At 44.8% G+C, this 19,399-nt stretch carries 19 protein-coding genes and 1 tRNA gene; 17 read left to right on the top strand and 3 right to left on the bottom strand.

Going from position 1 to position 19,399, the window contains the following annotated elements:
* Positions 1–25: 25 nt before the first annotated feature.
* The 11 genes from QUA34_RS11205 to QUA34_RS11155 all read left to right on the top strand — a co-directional run bounded on the left by QUA34_RS11205 (position 26) and on the right by QUA34_RS11155 (position 10,680).
* Positions 26–1,054, top strand: a complete 1,029-nt coding sequence (locus tag QUA34_RS11205; protein ID WP_333386533.1) for a PstS family phosphate ABC transporter substrate-binding protein — start codon at positions 26–28, stop codon at positions 1,052–1,054.
* A 37-nt stretch (positions 1,055–1,091) separates the two neighbouring features.
* Positions 1,092–2,243 carry an ACR3 family arsenite efflux transporter gene (gene arsB / locus QUA34_RS11200; RefSeq protein WP_333386530.1) on the top strand — a complete coding sequence of 384 codons (1,152 nt, stop codon included), beginning with the start codon at positions 1,092–1,094 and terminating at the stop codon, positions 2,241–2,243.
* A gap of 6 nt (positions 2,244–2,249) precedes the next feature.
* Positions 2,250–2,909, top strand: a complete 660-nt coding sequence (arsH, locus tag QUA34_RS11195; protein WP_333325296.1) for an arsenical resistance protein ArsH — start codon at positions 2,250–2,252, stop codon at positions 2,907–2,909.
* Between the two features lie 64 nt (positions 2,910–2,973).
* Positions 2,974–3,369 (top strand): arsenate reductase, glutathione/glutaredoxin type, encoded by a 396-nt coding sequence (arsC, locus tag QUA34_RS11190; RefSeq protein WP_190732266.1) that lies wholly within the window; start codon positions 2,974–2,976, stop codon positions 3,367–3,369.
* Positions 3,370–3,670: 301 nt separating this feature from the next.
* Positions 3,671–4,657 carry an arsenosugar biosynthesis radical SAM (seleno)protein ArsS gene (gene arsS, locus QUA34_RS11185; RefSeq protein ID WP_333325298.1) on the top strand — a complete coding sequence of 329 codons (987 nt, stop codon included), beginning with the start codon at positions 3,671–3,673 and terminating at the stop codon, positions 4,655–4,657.
* Positions 4,654–4,881, top strand: a complete 228-nt coding sequence (locus QUA34_RS11180; protein ID WP_333325301.1) for a hypothetical protein — start codon at positions 4,654–4,656, stop codon at positions 4,879–4,881. The genes arsS and QUA34_RS11180 overlap by 4 nt, the downstream gene beginning before the upstream one ends.
* Positions 4,881–5,606, top strand: a complete 726-nt coding sequence (locus QUA34_RS11175) for a TVP38/TMEM64 family protein (RefSeq protein WP_333310074.1) — start codon at positions 4,881–4,883, stop codon at positions 5,604–5,606. Before QUA34_RS11180 ends, QUA34_RS11175 begins: the two co-directional genes overlap by 1 nt.
* Positions 5,607–5,901: 295 nt before the next feature.
* Positions 5,902–8,460, top strand: coding sequence for an ATP-binding protein (locus QUA34_RS11170; RefSeq protein ID WP_333386525.1), 2,559 nt, complete (start codon positions 5,902–5,904; stop codon positions 8,458–8,460).
* 248 nt (positions 8,461–8,708) lie between these two features.
* Positions 8,709–9,608 carry a methyltransferase domain-containing protein gene (locus QUA34_RS11165; protein ID WP_333386522.1) on the top strand — a complete coding sequence of 300 codons (900 nt, stop codon included), beginning with the start codon at positions 8,709–8,711 and terminating at the stop codon, positions 9,606–9,608.
* Positions 9,609–9,758: 150 nt separating this feature from the next.
* Complete coding sequence (locus tag QUA34_RS11160; protein WP_333386519.1) at positions 9,759–10,487, top strand: HAD family phosphatase; 729 nt, start codon at positions 9,759–9,761, stop codon at positions 10,485–10,487.
* Positions 10,488–10,607: 120 nt separating this feature from the next.
* A tRNA-Ala gene (locus QUA34_RS11155) sits at positions 10,608–10,680 on the top strand.
* A 16-nt stretch (positions 10,681–10,696) separates the two neighbouring features.
* Here QUA34_RS11155 and QUA34_RS11150 read toward each other — a convergent pair.
* Positions 10,697–10,873, bottom strand: a complete 177-nt coding sequence (locus QUA34_RS11150) for a hypothetical protein (RefSeq protein WP_333386516.1) — start codon at positions 10,871–10,873, stop codon at positions 10,697–10,699.
* Positions 10,874–11,205: 332 nt separating this feature from the next.
* Here QUA34_RS11150 and urtA point away from each other — a divergent pair, with 332 nt between their 5' ends.
* The 6 genes from urtA (at position 11,206) to urtE (ending at position 17,793) form a co-directional block, all read left to right on the top strand.
* Positions 11,206–12,525, top strand: coding sequence for an urea ABC transporter substrate-binding protein (urtA, locus tag QUA34_RS11145; protein ID WP_333080168.1), 1,320 nt, complete (start codon positions 11,206–11,208; stop codon positions 12,523–12,525).
* 319 nt (positions 12,526–12,844) lie between these two features.
* Complete coding sequence (locus tag QUA34_RS11140; protein ID WP_333386514.1) at positions 12,845–13,999, top strand: ABC transporter permease subunit; 1,155 nt, start codon at positions 12,845–12,847, stop codon at positions 13,997–13,999.
* A 27-nt stretch (positions 14,000–14,026) separates the two neighbouring features.
* Positions 14,027–15,169: an urea ABC transporter permease subunit UrtC gene (gene urtC / locus QUA34_RS11135; protein WP_333386512.1), complete on the top strand. Its 1,143-nt coding sequence runs from the start codon at positions 14,027–14,029 to the stop codon at positions 15,167–15,169.
* 188 nt (positions 15,170–15,357) lie between these two features.
* Entirely contained in the window at positions 15,358–16,086 is a 729-nt protein-coding gene (locus tag QUA34_RS11130) for a TIGR00266 family protein (protein WP_333080163.1), read from the top strand.
* A gap of 128 nt (positions 16,087–16,214) precedes the next feature.
* Positions 16,215–16,961 (top strand): urea ABC transporter ATP-binding protein UrtD, encoded by a 747-nt coding sequence (gene urtD, locus QUA34_RS11125; protein WP_333140587.1) that lies wholly within the window; start codon positions 16,215–16,217, stop codon positions 16,959–16,961.
* 133 nt (positions 16,962–17,094) lie between these two features.
* The gene (gene urtE / locus QUA34_RS11120; RefSeq protein ID WP_333386509.1) at positions 17,095–17,793 is read left to right on the top strand and encodes an urea ABC transporter ATP-binding subunit UrtE; all 699 of its coding nucleotides are present in this window, start codon (positions 17,095–17,097) and stop codon (positions 17,791–17,793) included.
* 288 nt (positions 17,794–18,081) lie between these two features.
* Here urtE and QUA34_RS11115 read toward each other — a convergent pair whose 3' ends face one another.
* Together QUA34_RS11115 and QUA34_RS11110 are read right to left on the bottom strand one after the other, a co-directional pair.
* A complete protein-coding gene (locus tag QUA34_RS11115; RefSeq protein WP_333386507.1) occupies positions 18,082–18,819 on the bottom strand; it encodes a pentapeptide repeat-containing protein in 738 nt (245 codons plus the stop codon).
* Positions 18,820–18,885: 66 nt separating this feature from the next.
* Positions 18,886–19,362, bottom strand: coding sequence for a chemotaxis protein CheW (locus QUA34_RS11110; RefSeq protein ID WP_333386504.1), 477 nt, complete (start codon positions 19,360–19,362; stop codon positions 18,886–18,888).
* Positions 19,363–19,399 lie beyond the last annotated feature (37 nt).

Raw genomic sequence — 19,399 nt, 5'->3', positions numbered from 1 at the left:
TTAGTTATGGCATTGGGTGAGGTCAATGAACCCAGCAGAAAAGCCCAAGGTTTTTGCACTAAGTATAATTGCTTTGACCATAGGTGCGATCGGGCTTCTCAACTCCTGCGGACAAGTCCAGTCTCCAGAATCGCAAAGCATTAAAATAGACGGTTCCAGCACTGTGTATCCAATTACGGATGCGATCACGAAAGAATATCAAAATACCAATCCCAAAAAAGCATCAATTACTGTTGAATTCTCCGGTACAGGTGGAGGATTTAGAAAGTTTTGTGCTGGCGAAACTGACATCAGCAACGCCTCGCGCCCCATCAACCCAGGGGAAATGGAAGCCTGCAACAAAGCTGGCATCCGCTACTACGAATTACCTGTCGCATTCGACGCTCTCACAGTAGTAGTCAATCCCAAAAATAGCTGGGCAAAAGACATTACTGTAGCCGAACTAAAAAAACTTTGGGAACCCGCCGCCCAAGGAAAAATTACCCGCTGGAATCAGATCAGACCCAGTTGGCCAAACCAACCCATCACCCTCTATGGTGCAGGTCAAGATTCCGGTACATTTGACTACTTCACAGAAGCAACAGTAGGTACTGCGAAAGCTAGTCGTACCGACTACACAGACAGTGAAGATGATAATGTTTTAGTCCAGGGAGTTATCAAAGATCCAAATGCCTTGGGTTACTTTGGCTTAAGCTATTACGAAGTCAATCAAAATCAATTAAAAGCATTAGGAATAGACAATGGTAAAGGGCCAGTTATACCCAGCATCGAAACTGTAGAAAAAGCTCAATATCAACCCCTCGCTCGACCTCTTTTTATCTACGTCAGTTACACCGCTGTCCAAAATAAACCAGAGGTGGGCGAATTTGTGCAATTCTACATGAAAAAAGCACCAACTTTAGTCCAGTCGATCGGTTACATTCCACTACCAAGCGAAGGCTATCAACTGATTTACAAGAATTTCTACAATGGCAAAGTTGGGACTTTTTTCGATGGTCAAGCTAGGTTTGACTTAACCATTGGAGAGTTATTACGAAAAGAGGCTAAATTTTGATTTTTTCTCATAAATTTTCACTTACCAGTTAACTAAAATGAACCATCCTCAAGCAACTAACTCACCTGTCCAAGCAGGAAGCAAGCTCAGTTTTTTTGAAAGATACCTCACCCTTTGGGTATTTCTTTGCATTTTAGGCGGTATTATTCTCGGTAGACTATTCCCCAGCGTCGCCGTCACCCTTGATGCTCTCAGCTTTTATCAGGTGTCAATTCCTATTGCCATTTGTCTATTTTTTATGATGTATCCCATCATGGTAAAAATTGACTTTACCCAGGCGGCTAATGCAGCGCGAACGCCCAAGCCCGTGATTTTAACATTAGTCGTCAACTGGCTCATCAAACCATTTACAATGGTAGCATTTTCTCAGTTTTTCTTAGGTTGGCTATTTCGCCCCCTCATTACCGGCACAGAAATAATTCGTGGCAGTGAAGTCTCCATCGCTAGTTCCTACATTGCGGGTACAATATTATTAGGAATTGCCCCCTGTACGGCGATGGTTTTAATGTGGGGATATCTCTCCTACGGCAATCAAGGACATACCCTCGTTATGGTTGCCGTTAATTCCCTAGCAATGCTGTTTTTATATGCACCATTAGGCAGATGGCTGTTAGCAGCAAATGATTTAGTTGTTCCTTGGCAGACAATAGTATTGTCTGTATTCATTTATGTCGGTTTGCCATTAGCCGCCGGAATGTATAGCCGTTTCTGGATTTTCAAACATAAAGGGCGAGAATGGTTTGAACGAGAATTTATGCAATATTTGAGTCCAGTTGCTACGGCTGCCCTTTTGATTACGCTAATTCTTTTGTTTGCCTTCAAAGGAGAGTTGATTGTTAACAATCCTCTGCACATTCTTTTAATTGCTGTGCCTCTGTTTATCCAGACCAACTTCATTTTCCTGATTTCTTATGTAGCAGCTTTAAAACTAAAGCTGTGCTACGAAGATTCAGCACCTGCCGCGCTGATTGGGGCCAGCAATCATTTTGAGGTAGCGATTGCTACGGCTGTGATGCTGTTTGGCTTAAACTCAGGTGCAGCCTTGGCTACAGTTGTCGGTGTTTTAATTGAGGTTCCAGTGATGTTAATGTTGGTAGAATTCTGTAAGCGAACAGCATTTTGGTTTCCCCGAAAACCAGAAACTGCCTCGCTGCGAGACCCTCGTTGTATTCCCCATTCCAATTGCTAGAATCTCATGAACAAATTTACTCATAAACCCCGAATTCTCTTTTTATACGGCTCTTTAAGAGAGCGTTCTTACAGCCGCTTGTTGGCGGAAGAATCTGCTAGAGTGATCGAGGATTTCGGTGCCGAAGTTAGGTTTTTTAATCCTCTAGAATTGCCGATTTATGGTAGCGTTCCCGATACGCATCTGAAGGTTCAGGAATTGCGGGAATTGAGCCTGTGGTCGGAGGGTCAAGTGTGGTCGAGTCCTGAAATGCACGGCAATATTACCGGCATTATGAAAAACCAAATTGACTGGATTCCTTTAAGTATTGGGGCCGTGAGACCGACTCAAGGTCGAACTTTGGCGGTGATGCAGGTTAGCGGCGGTTCGCAATCTTTTAATGCTGTGAATACTTTGAGGATTTTAGGCCGCTGGATGCGGATGTTTACGATTCCGAATCAGTCTTCGGTTGCTAAGGCTTATCAGGAGTTTCATGATGATGGGACGATGAAGGATTCGCCTTATCGCGATCGCGCGATCGACGTGATGGAGGAACTGTACAAGTTTACCCTGCTGTTGCGGGAGCAAGCCGACTATTTGACCGATCGCTATAGCGAACGCAAGGAACAAGCAGCTAAAGAGGCGATCGCCCTAGCAAATCGCGCCCTTGAATTACCGGGCGCTTAGAAACCACCGGAACCCCGACAACAAGCCATAACCAACAACTAACAACCAACAACCAATAAAAACCATGAAAAAAGTAATGTTTGTTTGCAAAAGAAACTCCTGCCGATCGCAAATGGCAGAAGGATTCGCTAAAACCATCGGAGCCGGCAAGATTGGAGTCACCAGTTCCGGGTTAGAATCAAGCAGAGTTCATCCGACAGCAATTCAAGTCATGTCAGAAATCGGCATTGACATCACAGATCAAACATCCAACCCATTAAACGAATTCAATGCAGAAGACTACGATGCAGTAATTTCTCTCTGTGGCTGCGGCGTGAATTTACCCGAAGCGTGGGTATTGCGAGAAGTGTTTGAAGATTGGCAACTCGACGATCCCGACGGACAACCCATCGAAACTTTTCACCGCGTTCGAGATGAAATTAAAGCACGAGTTGAAACATTAGTGGACTCTCTAAAGTAAGATTAATATAGCAATCCTAAATCATTTGTGAATTTCTTACTCCCTCCCCTTGGTAAGGGAAGGGTTGGGGTGGGGTAAAAAATTTACGACTCATTTAAAATTGCTATAGTCCTACAGGCACGGGTGCCCAGAAACCGGGTTTTTTGCCCAGAAGACGCCATGCAACCCGCAAAAAAAGCAAAAAACCCGGTTTATTTGGTTTTGATGCGTCCAGAACTATTAGAATTAGTGCTAAATTATCAGAGGCGTTCCGTCAGAACGCCTCTACATTCGTTGCGAGCATAGACCAAAAGGTTAGCACATGATTCAGACAGCAGTCACGCCTTTCAAAAACAAAATTCACTCAGCTTTAACTAAAAAGCAGATTACAGTTTTACAAATTAATCTCGGCAAACGCTGCAACCTCGCTTGCACTCACTGCCACGTTGAAGCTAGCCCGAAACGAACCGAAGAACTTTCCCCGGAAATTGGCGACCAATTAATTGAAATCATTCGCCGCTTTCCTCAAATTCAAACTATTGACCTCACCGGCGGTGCTCCCGAAATGCTTTACGGTTTTAAACCGCTAGCGGAAGCTGCCAGGGCGGCAGGTAAAGAGGTAATTGTTCGTTCTAATTTGACGATTTACTTTGAAAAAGGTTTTGAAGATATTCCCGAATATTGCGCGCAGCATCAACTCAGAATTGTGGCGTCGCTTCCCTGCTATCAAGCTGACAATGTGGACAAAATGCGCGGTAACGGTGTTTTTGACAGTTCGATTCGGGCGCTGCAAAAGCTAAATGAGTTGGGATACGGGAAAAACCCAAATTTAATTCTGGATTTGGTGTACAATCCACAAGTGCCGGCAACAGACAAGTTTTCGCTAACACCGGAACAAGGCAAGTTAGAGCAAGATTACAAGGTTTATTTAGCCGAACATTTTGGGATTTGTTTTAATCAATTGTTCGCGATTACTAATTTGCCGGTGGGACGGACTAAGTTTCATTTGGAACATAAGAAACTTCACAAGCCTTATCTGGGGTTTTTGGAGGATAATTTTAATCCCGGTACTCTGGAACATTTAATGTGCCGCAACGAATTGTCGATCGACTATTTGGGCAATGTCTACGACTGCGATTTTAACCAAATGGAAAATCTGCCGGCGAAAACTGGCAGCGGGGAAAAGATAACTGTTGCTAAATTGCTCGAATCTGGCAGTTTAGATGTGATTCAAGAGGTGCAAACTGCTGCTTATTGTTACGGCTGTACGGCCGGTTGCGGTTCTAGCTGCGGCGGTACTTTGATTTGAGAAGGAAGAAGGAAGTTCGGCAACGGATTCGCTCGACGGATGTAACGGATGTAACGGATGTAACGGATGTCAGTCCGATGCAAGTCGGAAGAAGGAAGAAGGAAGAAGGAAGAAGGAAGAAGGAAGAAACTATATTCTTGGGCCCGATTCCCGATTCCCGATTCCCCATGCTTTTGGGCCCAATGCCCCATGCCCATATTATTGAGAGTGGAGAGTTTAGGTAATGAATGATTCGCGATCGCCAGATGAAAATCCGCCGCCATCAAATAGGTGGAAGCTGATTTTAGGGATTGGTTTAGCTGTGGCTTTGATTGCAGCGACCCAGTTTTTCAACTTTCAAGGAATTCTGAAAAATGCGCTGGAGTCGATCGCGAGTCTCGGCCCTTGGGGCCCGGCAGCTTTTATTCTAATTTACATTGTCGCAACGGTTCTATTTATCCCCGGTTCTTTGCTGACTCTCGGTTCTGGGGTTTTGTTCGGAGTCGTTGGCGGTTCGGTTTGCGTTTCCATCGGCTCGGTTTTAGGTGCAACTTGCGCTTTTTTGGTAGGGCGATATTTAACTCGCGACTGGGTTTCCAAACAGATAGAGGGCAATCAAAAATTTAAGGCCATCGACTCCGCAGTTGCTTCTGAAGGATGGAAAATTGTGCTGCTGACGCGACTTTCTCCCATTTTTCCGTTTAATTTACTTAACTATGCTTTTGGAGTCACGCAGGTATCTTTAAAAGACTATTTTTTGGCATCTTGGATCGGCATGATTCCGGGAACTGTCATGTATGTTTATATCGGTTCCCTGGCCGGGAGTTTGGCTGCACTCGGATCTAGCGGGCGATCGCGCACTGCTGCTGAGTGGACTCTTTACGGCATTGGTTTGCTAGCAACGATCGCCCTCACCGTTTATGCAACCCGCTTGGCCAAAAAAGCTTTAGACGAAAAAATTTCCCCTTGAAACCCCAGCACAAATTAGTAAAATTGTCAAGAGAGTTTTGCTCATACATTATAATACATTGGTAATCTAAAAAACTCCGTATTTTCTCTGTGTTATTTACAATTATTTTGTTATACAAACGAGATAGATATTAAAGATATCGTAAAGCACAAACCTCAAATAGGTAAATCGAAGGTCGAAATATAAAATTGATGCCAAAATAGAAGGCGAGTGCCCAACCATAAGAAAAATTGTTTGCAATCCGGAATGTAAGTCATATTATTTTAAATTTTAGATTTTAGATTTTAGATTGCGAATGACTGATGACTACGAGGGTTTGAATCTTGGCTACAGTTGCATTCTTTTCTTAAACTGTCTCACTACTTGCCTGATATTAAGTCTGCCGAATGACGAAGACCGTTTGATGAAGTTGACTCTGAGGGAACATTTGATGATGCAAAACCCAGCAAATCAAGCCGGATCTGTGTCTGCGCCGCCGCCACAAACAAAAAAGCTGCGCCGCTTTTGGCAAAACATCAGCAATTCGACTCAATCGCGGTGGCAGCAAGCGCACAGTCTTTGGCAACACAGACGGCAGCGCCGCCATTTGCTGACCCTGCTAATTCTGGCCACCACCGCTTTAACCATTAGCACAACTGCTTGCGTCAGCTATTTTTTTGTACGCGGACTAATCCTTGACAATTTAAAGCAAATAGCACTATTAAAACTAGAAAAAGGCACCGATGAAATCGACCGTTGGCTAAGCAGCCGCAAAGCAGAAATAGAAACCATTGCTTACGATCCTACGGTTAGCACTCTCAATTGGCAATTAGTCGAACCCCGGTTGCAAGGAGAAATATACAGATTAAAAGAGTATTTCATCCTGTCATTAACTCAATCGGACGGCTCATTTATCAACACTTTAGGCAACCGCGCGAACAGTAAAGACCGCCAACACTTTCAAAAAGCAATGGCCGGACAGCTCAACGTTTCCGACCCGCTGATAGGCCGCAGTACAAAAGTTTCTACGATTATTATTTCAGCTCCTATTTGGGCATTGCCCCCCGCTCCAAATCAAGTAATGGGAGTCCTTTCGGGCAGCATTAAATTAGACCGAGTAACATCGGTCGCTAACAGCTTGCTGTACGGTTCCGATAGTTATGCTTTTGCGCTCAATTCACAAGGAGTGCCAATTGTTCATCCCAACAATAACTTAATCGGAAATATCGACCGGGAGGCCCCAAGCTTTTTACAGTCAAAAGACCCCGCACTCTCCACAATTGCGCGGCAGATGATCGACCGCCAGACGAACATCGAACTGGTAAAAATAGATAACAAATGGGTGTATGTGGCCTATGCTCCCCTCAAGGAAGTTAACTGGTCTATGGCTTTAGTAATTCCCCGCGAAAATATTGAATCCAAACTGCAAGCATTAAATTTGCTGACATCCGTAGTCGCCGGACTGCTCATCCCGGCAATGCTAGCAGCAATTTGGCTAATTTACTCCTCCGAAAATAATCGCGCTCAAGCGGAGCGAGAAGCCATGCTCAACCGGATTGCCGGACGCATTCGCGCTTCCCTGGAATTAGACAAAATTGTGCAAAGTACAGTCGAAGAAATAGTAAGTTTGCTGCACCTAGAACGGGCGGCTTTTGGATGGTACAAACCCCAAGAAAAAACTTTACAAATTCTGTGGGAATGTTGTCCATCTGATTCTCCGACACAAGCCATAAAGTTTGAGTCTTACTTTCTCGAAAATGTGTTAGTACGGAGTGGTCAAGGCGAACCAATTATTCTTTCGAGCGACACTTGGGCGAAGGGTGTAACTCAACCGCCGGAACTTAAAGCTAATAGCTATTTAGCCGTACCTGTTCAGACTCAGAACCAGCCGCAGGGTTATTTAATTTGTAGCCATGTTACTCATTGGCTTTGGAGCCGGGAGGAAATCCAACTGTTAAAAGCTGTAGCAGACCAATTGGCGATCGCAATTACTCAAGCTCACCTTTACAGTCAAACCCAAGACCAAGTAAAACTGCTTAATAGTGCCTTAAATGAACTGAAAAAAACTCAAACTCATTTAGTGCAGAGCGAAAAAATGTCATCCCTCGGTCAAATGGTGGCTGGAATAGCGCACGAAATCAACAACCCCGTTAACTTCATTTCGGCGAATTTGCCTCACACCAGCAAATATACTAAAGATTTATTAGAGTTGGTGAGTTTATACAAAGAAGCCTTCCCAGAGGTTCCCCAGGAAATCGCAGATTTTACCGAAGAAATCGAGTTAGAATTTATCGAGGAGGATTTGCCGCATATATTGGATTCTATGAAAATAGGAACCGAACGCATTCGCAGCATAGTTCTTTCTTTGCGAAACTTTTCTCGCCTTGATGAATCTGACAAAAAGCAGGCGGACATTCACGAAGGTATAGAAAATACCTTGCTGCTGCTCTCCAACCGCATAAAAAATAGAATTTATATAGTTAAGAAATACGGAAAAGTGCCTTCAGTCGAATGCTATCCGTCTCAGCTCAATCAGGTGTTTATGAACTTGCTGAGCAATGCGATCGATGCTTTGAACGAGATCGATCGCCTGGATAAAATTATTACTATTTCCACGGGGGTAGTTCGCGAACATGGGGCTAAATTTCTGAAAGTGGCGATCGCCGACAACGGCCCCGGCATTCCCGACAGCGTTAAAGATCAAATTTTTAACCCATTTTTTACGACTAAAGAGGTGGGCAAAGGCACTGGTTTGGGATTAGCAATTAGCTACAAAATTGTAGTGGATGGACACGGCGGCAGCATCACAATTTCTCAACCTCCGGGCGGTGGCACGGAATTTTTGGTCAAAATTCCTATTAGTAACGGGAAGTAAGACGATTTGAGATTTGAGATTTGAGATTTGAGATTGGGGAAGGACTGATGAAATAAGAGTTTAGAGCTTGTAGATAGTTGCATTTATTTGGGAAACTTCTCTAAGAAGGAAGTGGGAAAGGAAGCCCAGGGATTTTGTAACGGAGGTAACGGATACAGGGAAAAGAGAAGAGGGGCTCAACAATTTTAATTAATGCTAAATTTACGGCCTTTGGCTAAAATTAGAAGAGTTTTTGTTAAAGGTGTTTTATGGCTGTTGGCAAGGATACAATTTTCGAGCGCTTTTTGTCGCCCCTGATTCGACTGGCGATCGACGAAGAAGCACTGAAACGACTCTACGAAGGTATTGACTGGGAAACAGCGGGCGATCGCTACCGACAACCAAACCTAGTTTATCCCGAATATTACAGCAGCCAAAACTTTCACGGCATTAAATGCGGCTACCTCAACCCCAGTGCCGCCGTTTCCTACGATCCAATCACGCAATATGTTTTGCCTCCCCACGAAACAGTCGTCAGACAAGGCTTAATTGACGCTGTGCGGGTGAAACCGCGCCGAATTATCGATTTGGGATGTGGCACGGGTTCGACAACGCTCATGCTCAAGCAGGCTTTTCCAGAAGCGGAAGTTGTCGGGCTGGACTTGTCGCCTTATATGCTGGTAGTTGCCGAAATGAAAGCGCAAAAAGCAGGCTTAAATATCCAGTGGTTGCACGGAAATGCCGAAAGCGTTGCCTTTGCCGATGCCAGCTTCGATTTAGTCGCAGCTTCCTTGCTGTTTCATGAGACGCCACCTGCTGTATCGCGGGCAATTTTGCGAGAAAGCTTCCGACTGCTGAAGGTTGGGGGACAATTGGCAATTTTGGACGGAAACCAAAAAACTTTGCGGCAAACAGAGTGGCTGACTGATATCTTTGAGGAGCCTTATATTAAGTCTTACGCGGCTGGCAGCCTCGATGCTTGGGCGGGGGCGGCTGGATTCGCGGCGGTGCAAACTCACGAACACTGGTGGGTGAATCAGGTGACGCAGGGCGTGAAACCTTTGCCTGGGGAAGATTTGGAACAGGCAAATGTGGCGAGGGGGTGGAATTGGGGCGATCGAACTCCTGATTTTGATGGCGATTTACCGGGCATTCCAGCTCCTGCTTGATGTATTGTTGAGGTGTATTTTTCGCCCTTTGGGGGCGGGTTTCATAGATGGTTAGTTTTAGGTTGAGATGGTTGGTAAAACCCGCCCCTACTAACTTACTAATGACTGATGATTAATAACTAATGATTGATGACTAATGACTAATGACTAATGACTCTAAAAGCAGTTTTATTTGATTTTAATGGCGTGATTGTTAATGACGAGCCGATTCACGAGAAAATAATCGAACAATTGATGCTCGATGAAAATCTCCAGCTCAAACGTGGGGAGTTTCGAGAAATTTGTTTGGGAAGGAGCGATCGCGCTTGCATTACCGAACTGCTCAAGCGCCGAGGAAGATATCTAACAGAAACATATCTCGATCGACTGCTGCAGGGCAAGGCAGAAGCTTACAAAGCTCAAATAGATACTTTGGAGAAACTGCCGATTTATCCCGGTTTGGCAGAATTTATTGATAAAATTCGGGTTGCCGGACTGAAAATGGCCGTTGTTAGCGGGGCAATGCGATCGGATATAGAATTGGTGTTAGATCGGGCCGGTTTGGCAGCAAACTTTGAGTTAATTGTCGCAGGCGATGACTTGACGGCGAGCAAACCAGCACCGGATTGCTATTTATTGGCTGTGGAACTTCTCAACCAGAAATATCCCGACTTTAACCTGCAACCGATCGAGTGTTTGGCGATAGAAGATACTTTTGCGGGGATTGAAGCGGCGAAAAAAGCGGGGATTCAGGTTGCGGGTGTGACTCACACTTACCCGTTTCACATGATCCAGCGCCAAGCTAATTGGACGGTGGACTATTTTGCTGATTTAGAGTTGGATAGAGTGGCGGCACTTTGCTCGATCGCCCCCACTGAGCCGGCCGCGGAAAACGCTTGACCTTTTTAGCAGTTACGTGCTAGTGTAAGTGACGGTCTGCGAACGTGAGAGCCAGCAAGACCTGTAAGCCTTTTAGATTCGGCAATCCGGCATCTAAAATGCTAAATTAAAACTCAATCAGGGGAATTAGCTCAGTTGGTAGAGCGCTGCGATCGCACCGCAGAGGCCAGCGGTTCGAGTCCGCTATTCTCCATAAATCAGGGGCATTTCTACAGGTGACGATCGTACTTAAAGCGAAGTGCGATCGTCACCTGCTTTGATACTCGCTTATGAGTGTGCGATCGACCCGTTTGCTGCCTAAGTTTTAGCATCAATAACTTGTCGAGAGCGAGAAACCCGCTTTCTATTTTGTGCGATCGACCCGTTTGCTGCCTAAGTGGTACCATCAATAAGATAATTTATGTAAAGAAACCTGGTTTCTAATTACACACTAATTGCTGAAAAGACGTATTTTGGTGTCTAAACCTGGTTTCCAAAAAAAATCCGGTAAGCCCGTGATCCCAACCCTGATGTCATCAGTCAATCTAAAATCTAACAAGGTATCAGCCCGGTTTCTGCCGCAGTTGCCCTCAATCCCCATAAAACATTCACTTTGTCAAAAACAATAAGTTTTGTAGCTAAAAATACAACAGTCTGCTGAAGCTAGTCTTAATATCAAGTCGCTATGTGTTATTATTCTCAATCATCTGACTCATCTATTCAAGAGTAACAAGAAAAAATGACAAAGCGATTCGATCGGCGGAAATTTCTTTTATACGGTTCTGCTACCCTAACATCAAGTTTATTTCTAAAAGCTTGTAGAACTCCCACTCCAACAGCAACTCCCGCAGCTTCTCCCACATCAACAGGAACTACACCAGCAGCAGCCGGGGGCGGAAACACGATCAAAGTAGGAATTTTGCATTCCTTGAGCGGCACGATGTCAATCAGCGAAAAAAGCGTTGTCGATGCCGAACAATTAGCGATCGAAGAAATTAATAAAGCTGGGGGCGTCCTCGGAAAACAAATCGAAGCAGTAATAGAAGATGGCAACTCAGACTGGCCAACTTTTGCCGAAAAAGCCAAAAAATTGATCGACCAAGATAAAGTTGTCACCGTCTTCGGATGCTGGACTTCCGCTAGCCGCAAAGCAGTATTGCCAGTATTTGAAGAAAAAAATCATATGCTCTGGTACCCCGTACAATACGAGGGTCAAGAGTGTTCCAAAAATATCTTTTATACCGGGGCGGCGCCGAACCAGCAAATCGAACCAGCAGTAGACTGGCTGCTAGAAAATAAAGGTAAAAAATTCTTCTTGGTCGGGTCTGACTACGTTTTTCCCCGCACGGCAAATACCATTATCAAGGCACAGCTAGCAGCCAAAGGCGGCGAATTAGTTGGGGAAGATTACATTCCTTTGGGCGGGACAGAAGTCACGCCAATTATTACTAAAATTAAGGCAGCTTTGCCAGACGGCGGCGTCATTTTCAATTCCCTCAACGGCGACAGTAACGTAGCATTTTTCAAACAGTTGCAGGGTGCCGGTTTGGGCCCGGACAAATATCCGTCAATGTCTGTCAGTATTGCAGAAGAAGAAGTAAAGGCGATCGGCGTAGAATATCTTAAAGGCCATTACGCCGCCTGGAATTACTTCATGACTGTGGAATCTCCGGCTAATACAAAATTTGTGGAAGCTTTCAAGGCCAAATACGGCAAAGATAGAGTGACAAATGACCCGATGGAAGCAGCTTACATCATGGTTTACCTGTGGAAGCAAGCTGTCGAGAAAGCAGGGACAGCCGACGATTTGGAAAAAGTGCGGGCAGCAGCTTTGGGTCAAACCTTTGACGCGCCAGGGGGCACAGTAACGATGGAAGTTAATCATCACCTTTCTAAATTTGTGCGCTTGGGCGAAGTGAGAGAAGACGGTTTGTTTAACATCGCTTTTGCTACACCAGAAGCAGTGAAGCCGGTGCCTTGGAATCAATTTGTCGCTGAAACAAAAGGCTTTGCTTGCGATTGGTCAGACCCCGCAAAAGGTGGAAAATTCAAAGCTTGATAAGTAGGTAATACTAATTTTGTTAACGTTGGCAACCTATCCTCGATTCCCCTAGGGTATGTCTTTAAACCCGGAGATCCCCCCGGCCCCCCTTAATAAGGGGGGAGTAAGAGCATTCTTTCGTCAATCCCTACTCCCTTAATAAGGGGGAACTGGACTCTTCAAAGTCCCCCTTATTAAGGGGGATTTAGGGGGAGCGAGACTTGGCTACAAGCGAAATATACAGAGGGTTTTAGTTCTAAGTTGACACCAATTGGATAAAATCCGCCCCTAATTATCCGCGAACAAAGTTGACTGACTTGATGCAGGAGTAACAAAAGTGGCGATATTAGATGGTTTATTTAACGGCATTAGCATCGGCGCAGTTTTACTAATTGCAGCCTTGGGATTAGCGATTATTTTCGGGCTGATGGGCGTGATTAATATGGCTCATGGCGAGTTGATGATGCTGGGGGCTTATACAACTTTCGTAGTGCAAAATGTCTTCAAAGGTATCGGAGGATTTGCTTTTGAAACCTATATTTTATTTGCAATTCCCCTAGCTTTTTTAGTAGCTGCATTGGTAGGATTAATTCTCGAACGCGGAGTGATTCGCTATCTTTACGGGCGACCGCTAGAAACTCTGCTGGCAACTTGGGGCGTAAGTTTAATTTTGCAGCAGTTTGTCCGCAGCGTTAGTTGGGTGATGGTAATTGGCATTGCGGTGTTTTGTTTGCTGTTTTTTGGCGGTTTGCGGGTGCTGAAATCTCGCCCGGATTTCGATCGCATTCGCAGCCAAATTATTGCCATAATTTTGCCTTTATCTTTGGGTATTTCCTGGGCGGTGAGCGCCTTTTTAGGGCAAACTTACAAACTGGCAGTAACTCAACCTTGGTTTGGCGCTCAAAATGTGGACGTAACTGCACCGCAATGGTTGCGGGGTGGCATACCGCTGGGCAATTTTCAGTTGCCCTACGCCAGAATTTTTATTATTGTGCTGACAGGAATTTGTTTGGCGGGAATTTACCTATTTTTGCAAAAGTCTGTGTGGGGATTGCGGATTAGATCCGTGACACAAAATCGCAGCATGAGTGCGTGTTTGGGAATTCCTACCGAACAAGTAGACGCGCTGACTTTTGCTTTGGGTTCAGGCTTGGCTGGTGTCGCTGGGTGTGCGATTAGTTTGATCGGTTCGGTAGGGTCAAATACCGGACAAAATTATATAGTCGATACCTTTATGGTGGTGGTTGTGGGCGGTGTCGGCAAGATTGTGGGGAGTGTCGTTGCTGCGATGGCGATCGGCACTGCCAATTACCTGATCGGTTCTGGAACATTAGCATTAATGTTCGCTCCTATCAAGCCTTTAGCCGATTTCTTCACATTTTTCGCCACAACTAGCATGGCAAAAGTAATGGTATTCGCCTTAATTATGGCTTTTCTGCAAGTGAAGCCGGGAGGGATTTTCCCGCAAAAAGGGCGGACGGTAGAAAATTAAAAATTACAACTGCGAGTGTAGCGAAAAATGCAGAAAACACATCAAAAACCCTGGCTAAAAGAAGCGATAATTGTCAGCGCGATCGCCCTCACATTCATCTTACTCCTCCCAGGAATACTCCCAGACGTTCGGCTCAATCAATTAGGGCGATTTTTAGCACTAGCAATTGCCGCCCTCGGCATAGACTTAATTTGGGGATACACAGGTTTACTTAGTTTAGGGCATGGGGTGTTTTTTGCGATCGGCGGTTACGCTTTCGCCATGCACCTAAAACTGCAAATTCCCCCAACCGCCAGCAGTCAATTGCCAGAATTTATGAACCTCTACGGCGTTACCGAACTCCCCTGGTTTTGGCAACCATTTTATTCATTTCCTTTTTCAGCATTAGCAGTAGTTCTCATCCCCGCTATCTTGGGCGCACTTTTAGGTTATTTAGTATTCCGCAATCGGATTCGAGGCGTTTACTTTTCAATTCTTACCCAAGCAGCAACCATTGTATTTTTCAACTTCTTTAACGGTCAGCAAAAACTGATTAACGGAACCAACGGACTCACAGACTTTAAAACCTTGTTCGGGGCCACAGTAAATGACCGAGATACTCAATATATTTTCTACATTCTCACCATACTATTTCTAGCAGCAACTTACGGCCTGTGTCGATGGCTGACCAGCGGGCGTTTCGGCCGCCTGCTAGTAGCAATTCGCGACGACGAAGTGCGGCTGCGTTTCTCAGGTTACAATCCCACAGGATATAAAGTTTTAGTCTTTGCAATTTCCGCCGGTTTAGCCGGAATTGCAGGCGCATTATTTACCGTACAAACCGGAATCATTTCGCCAAAAGCAATGGATATTGCCTTTTCAATTGAAATGGTAATCTGGGTCGCAGTCGGAGGTCGCGCCACATTATCGGGAGCAATATTGGGAACACTGCTAGTCAACTTTGGCAAAAGTTTCTTAAGCGAACAATTCCCCGAAGTGTGGCTATTTTTCCAAGGTGCGCTATTTTTAATAGTAGTAACAGTCCTGCCCGACGGCATAGTCGGATGGCTGCAAGATCAAAGTTTCGACCAAATCCGCAGCTTGTTCAGAAAACCGAAGTACGTATCTACTTACCCCAGCCTGGAACAAGACCCCCAAGTGCAGCTCGAAAAAGAAGAACTTGAACATTGAGTGCCAAAATATCGTGTAATTTATAAGTAGGGGGAAATAAATCAATTTCACCTACAACAGACAAACAAAGCAATCGCAATAGACTTGACAAACGCTGCGTTTATCTCTGTCTGAGGAAACGTAATATATATGTACCTACTTAGATATTCGTAGCAAGTAGCTTCGTTCTTTAACTTGAGGGGCAACATATGGCAGATATTATTGACTACAAAATCTACGGCGACGATTTGCAACTCATCGAGATTGAACTCGACCCCAAAGAAGGCGTCAGGGCTGAAGCTGGAACCATGACATACATGGAAGGCGACATCCAAATGCAAACATCCACAGGCGGCGGCTTATTTCAAGGTTTCAAACGAATGCTGACAGGAGCGGGTTTTTTCATTACCACCTTTGTCAACGCCGGAAATCGCAAGGCCCGCGTCGCTTTTGCCGCCCCCTATCCGGGTAAAGTAATTCCCCTAGATTTAGGCCAACTTGGCGGTAAGTTTTTGTGTCAAAAAGACTCATTCCTCTGTGCGGCCAACGGCATTGAAATTGAGGTAGCATTCACCAAGCGGCTGGGTGCCGGTTTCTTTGGCGGAGAAGGTTTTATTCTGCAAAAATTGCAGGGTGACGGGCTAGCTTTTGTTCATGCGGGAGGGACAATAGTTGAGAAAAATTTGGGAGTTGGCGAAGTGTTGCGAGTAGACACCGGGTGTTTAGTAGCTTTTGCAGCGAGTGTAGATTACGATATTCAGTTTGTTGGCGGGTTTAAAAATGCTTTATTTGGAGGTGAAGGCTTGTTTTTGGCAAAGATGACTGGGCCTGGTAAAGTATATGTGCAAAGTTTGCCACTCTCGAAGTTAGCTGAACGCATTTTAGCAGCCGCTCCACCTCCAATGTCGAGCAGTTCTAGCAGTTTTAGTTTAGAGTAAACTGCCAGCAAAAAGTAGTAAGTATGGTGTCAGCCAAGGGAAAAAATCTCCTTAATAAGGGAGGATATTTGCCTGCGTAACCTACAAGAGGTATGGGTTGTTGTTTATTAGTGAGTGAATTGTTAATGATGAATGGAAAAGTATTAGAAATAGAAAACTTGACTGTGAGTTTTGATGGTTTTAAAGCTATCAACGGTTTAAATTTCAGCATGGATGCGGGCGAACTGCGAGTTATTATTGGCCCCAATGGTGCGGGTAAAACAACTTTTCTCGATTCCATTACCGGAAAGGTCCAGCCGACAGAGGGCAGGGTGTTATTTAAGGGACAAAATTTACGGAAGTTGTCGGAAGATAGAATTTCGCGCTTGGGAATTGGTCGCAAGTTTCAGACGCCGCGAGTTTACTTGAATTTAACGCCACGCGAAAATTTGGAATTGTCTTGCAGCCGCCATAAAAATGTTTTTTCGACTTTGTTCAAGCCTGCTTCTGCTGCTGAAAAACGCACGGTTGCGGGTTTGTTAGAAACAATTGGTTTAGTTGCTAAAGCTGATATTTCGGCGGGTTTGCTTTCTCACGGGGAAAAGCAATGGTTGGAAATTGGAATGTTGGTGGCTCAATCTCCTGATTTGTTGTTGGTAGATGAACCTGTGGCTGGTTTGACGGATGAGGAAACGATGTTAACTGGAGAGTTGCTGATTTCGTTGGCCCAAAGTCATTCGGTGTTGGTAATTGAACACGATATGGAGTTTGTGCGGCAAATTGCGCGGCAGGTGACGGTGTTGCATCAGGGTGCGGTTTTGTGTGAGGGGACTATGGATGAGGTGCAAAATGACGATCGGGTAATTGAGGTATATTTGGGCAAACCGGAAGAATAGTCAGTTGTCAGTTGGCAGTTGACAGTTGGCAGTTGTCATTAGAAGTCTAAAATCTAAAATCTAAAATCTAAAATCTAAAATTGCTCAATGCCCAATGCCCGATGTCCAATGCCCTATTACCAATCTAAAGAATATGCTGCAAGTTTCTAATTTGAATGTTTACTACGGCGAAAGTCACATTTTGCGCGATGTCGATTTAAGCGTCATGGCGGGGCAAATGGTTTGCTTAATTGGCCGCAATGGTGTGGGCAAAACTACTATGCTAAAAACGATTATGGGGTTGCTGCAACCGCGCAGTGGCACTATTGCTTTTGGCGGAGAATCGATTGCTTCTAAGTTGACTTACCAGCGGGCTAGATTAGGAATTGGTTACGTCCCTCAAGGGCGTGAAATTCTTCCACGTTTGACGGTAAAAGAAAATCTTTTGTTAGGTTTGGAAGCGAAACCAACCAAAACCAAAAATCCTGAAGTTCCTGATGAAATTTTTGAGTTATTTCCTGTTTTGAAAACTATGCTCGATCGCCTGGGAGGTGATTTGAGCGGGGGACAGCAGCAGCAGTTAGCTATTGCTAGGGCTTTGATGGGTGAGCCGCAGTTGCTGGTTTTGGATGAACCTACGGAGGGGATTCAACCATCGATTATTTTAGATATTGAAGCTGCGGTGCGCCGTGTGGTTGCTACTAGGGGAATTTCTGTTTTGTTGGTGGAGCAACATTTGCATTTTGTGCGGCAAGCTGACTGGTATTATGCTATGCAAAAAGGCGGGATTGTGGCTTCGGGAAGCACTAGCGAGTTAAGTGATGAGGTGATTCAGAGGTTTTTGGCTGTTTAATTCAGAAGGAAGTTCGGCAACGGATTCTGTAACGGATGTAACGGATGGAAGGAAGAAGGAAGAGGGAAGAAGGAAGAGGGAAGAGGGAAGCAGGAAACGAGGCAACGAGGCAACGAGGCACAGCCTCTAGATATTTATTCCCAGGCAGAGCCTGGGAACAAGGAATCAAAAAACTTGTATTCAGTCCCCGTAGACGGACAAAAGTTTGACAATAAGCGATTTCAATCGCCCAGGAAACGAGGCATTTTCCTTCTTCCTTCTTCCTTCTTCCTTCTTCCTTCTGCTATATTATTGATTTTTTCTGCCGTCTGGCATTGTGGTGCCGGCCATACTTGCTCGATCGATACTAGCGCCATCTATATTAGCATTGCGGAGGTTGGCATCGGAAAGATTGGCATCTCTCAAGTCGGAAAATCGCAGGTCTGCACCGTCTAGATTTGTCTTTGTCAAGTTAGCTTTTCTGAGGTTAGCGTTGCTGATTCTCGCTCCTACTAATTCGGCTCCGCTTAAGTTTGTGCGAGCTAGATTGGTGTTGACAAAATCTGATATCTCGAAGCGACTACCGCTGAGGTTGGCATCTGATAAATCTGCTCCTGTAAGGATGGGATTTTTTAAGTTAATGTTAACTAATTTTACGGCTCGGAGGTCGCAGCGGGAGCAGCTTTGAGTTAGCAGCAACGTTTCGACGTTGGCGTTGATTTGGTCGATTTGTTGCTGGGAGAAATTTTCGGCAAATTCTGGGGAGACGTAGCCGAGGTTTTTGGGGTCGGCTGCTTTTGGTTGGGGTGTTTGGATTGGGGGTGTTTGGATTTGTTGGGGTGTTTGGATTTGTTGGGGTGTTTGTGGTTGGGGTGTTTGTGGTTGGGGTGTTGGGATTGATTGGGGTGTTGGGATTGATTGGGGTGTTGGGATTGGTTGGGGTGTTTCTATTTGCCCGATCGCACTTAGTTGTAGTCCCACCTTCGGCAGTTCGAGAGTTGCTGCAAAAATTAGTAGGGCGATCGACATTATTGTGAGTTTTTTCATAAATCAATAAGTTTTGGTTTGCAAAAATACCATTTATATGGTACAATACCTCGAAAAGTCAACCCCCTACATTTCGCTAAATAGATCAAAATTCAGATAAAAAACTTCGGAACCATCAGGTGCGCGAATTAACTTTTCTATTACCGGAGGCAGTTGCTGTTGACGGTACAATTCGGGAATCTCGCAGAAGCTTTCTTCGGTAATTTCCAAAATTTTTGGCATATCAGGAAGAGGAATCCCCAACCGATCGCTTTTATTTAAGGTACAAATAATCAGGTATTTGCACTCAGCAAGGCTCGGACTGCTGGGAAATATTGTGGATAAATTAATTATGGTAATCAGTTCTTCTTGATGTCGCAATAAACTATTACCGTTAGGTAAAATGCCGTAGACATTAAAGTTTTTAACAATGCGCTCCACTCGTTCAATAGGAACAGCATAGTAAATATTTCCTAGTTCAAAGGAAACAAATTTTTTAGGGGAAACTCTAACAGTGGCTTGTTTCTTGCTCCGAAATCGGCGATTGTAATTGGCGTGAGTCATTCGATTTTAGATTTTATATTTTAGATTTTAGATTGAA

This window comes from Microcoleus sp. POL10_C6, from assembly GCF_036701585.1.
Classification (GTDB): Bacteria; Cyanobacteriota; Cyanobacteriia; order Cyanobacteriales; family Microcoleaceae; genus Microcoleus.
Note: the sequence above shows the minus strand (reverse complement) of the source record. Positions and strands in the feature narration are given on the sequence as shown.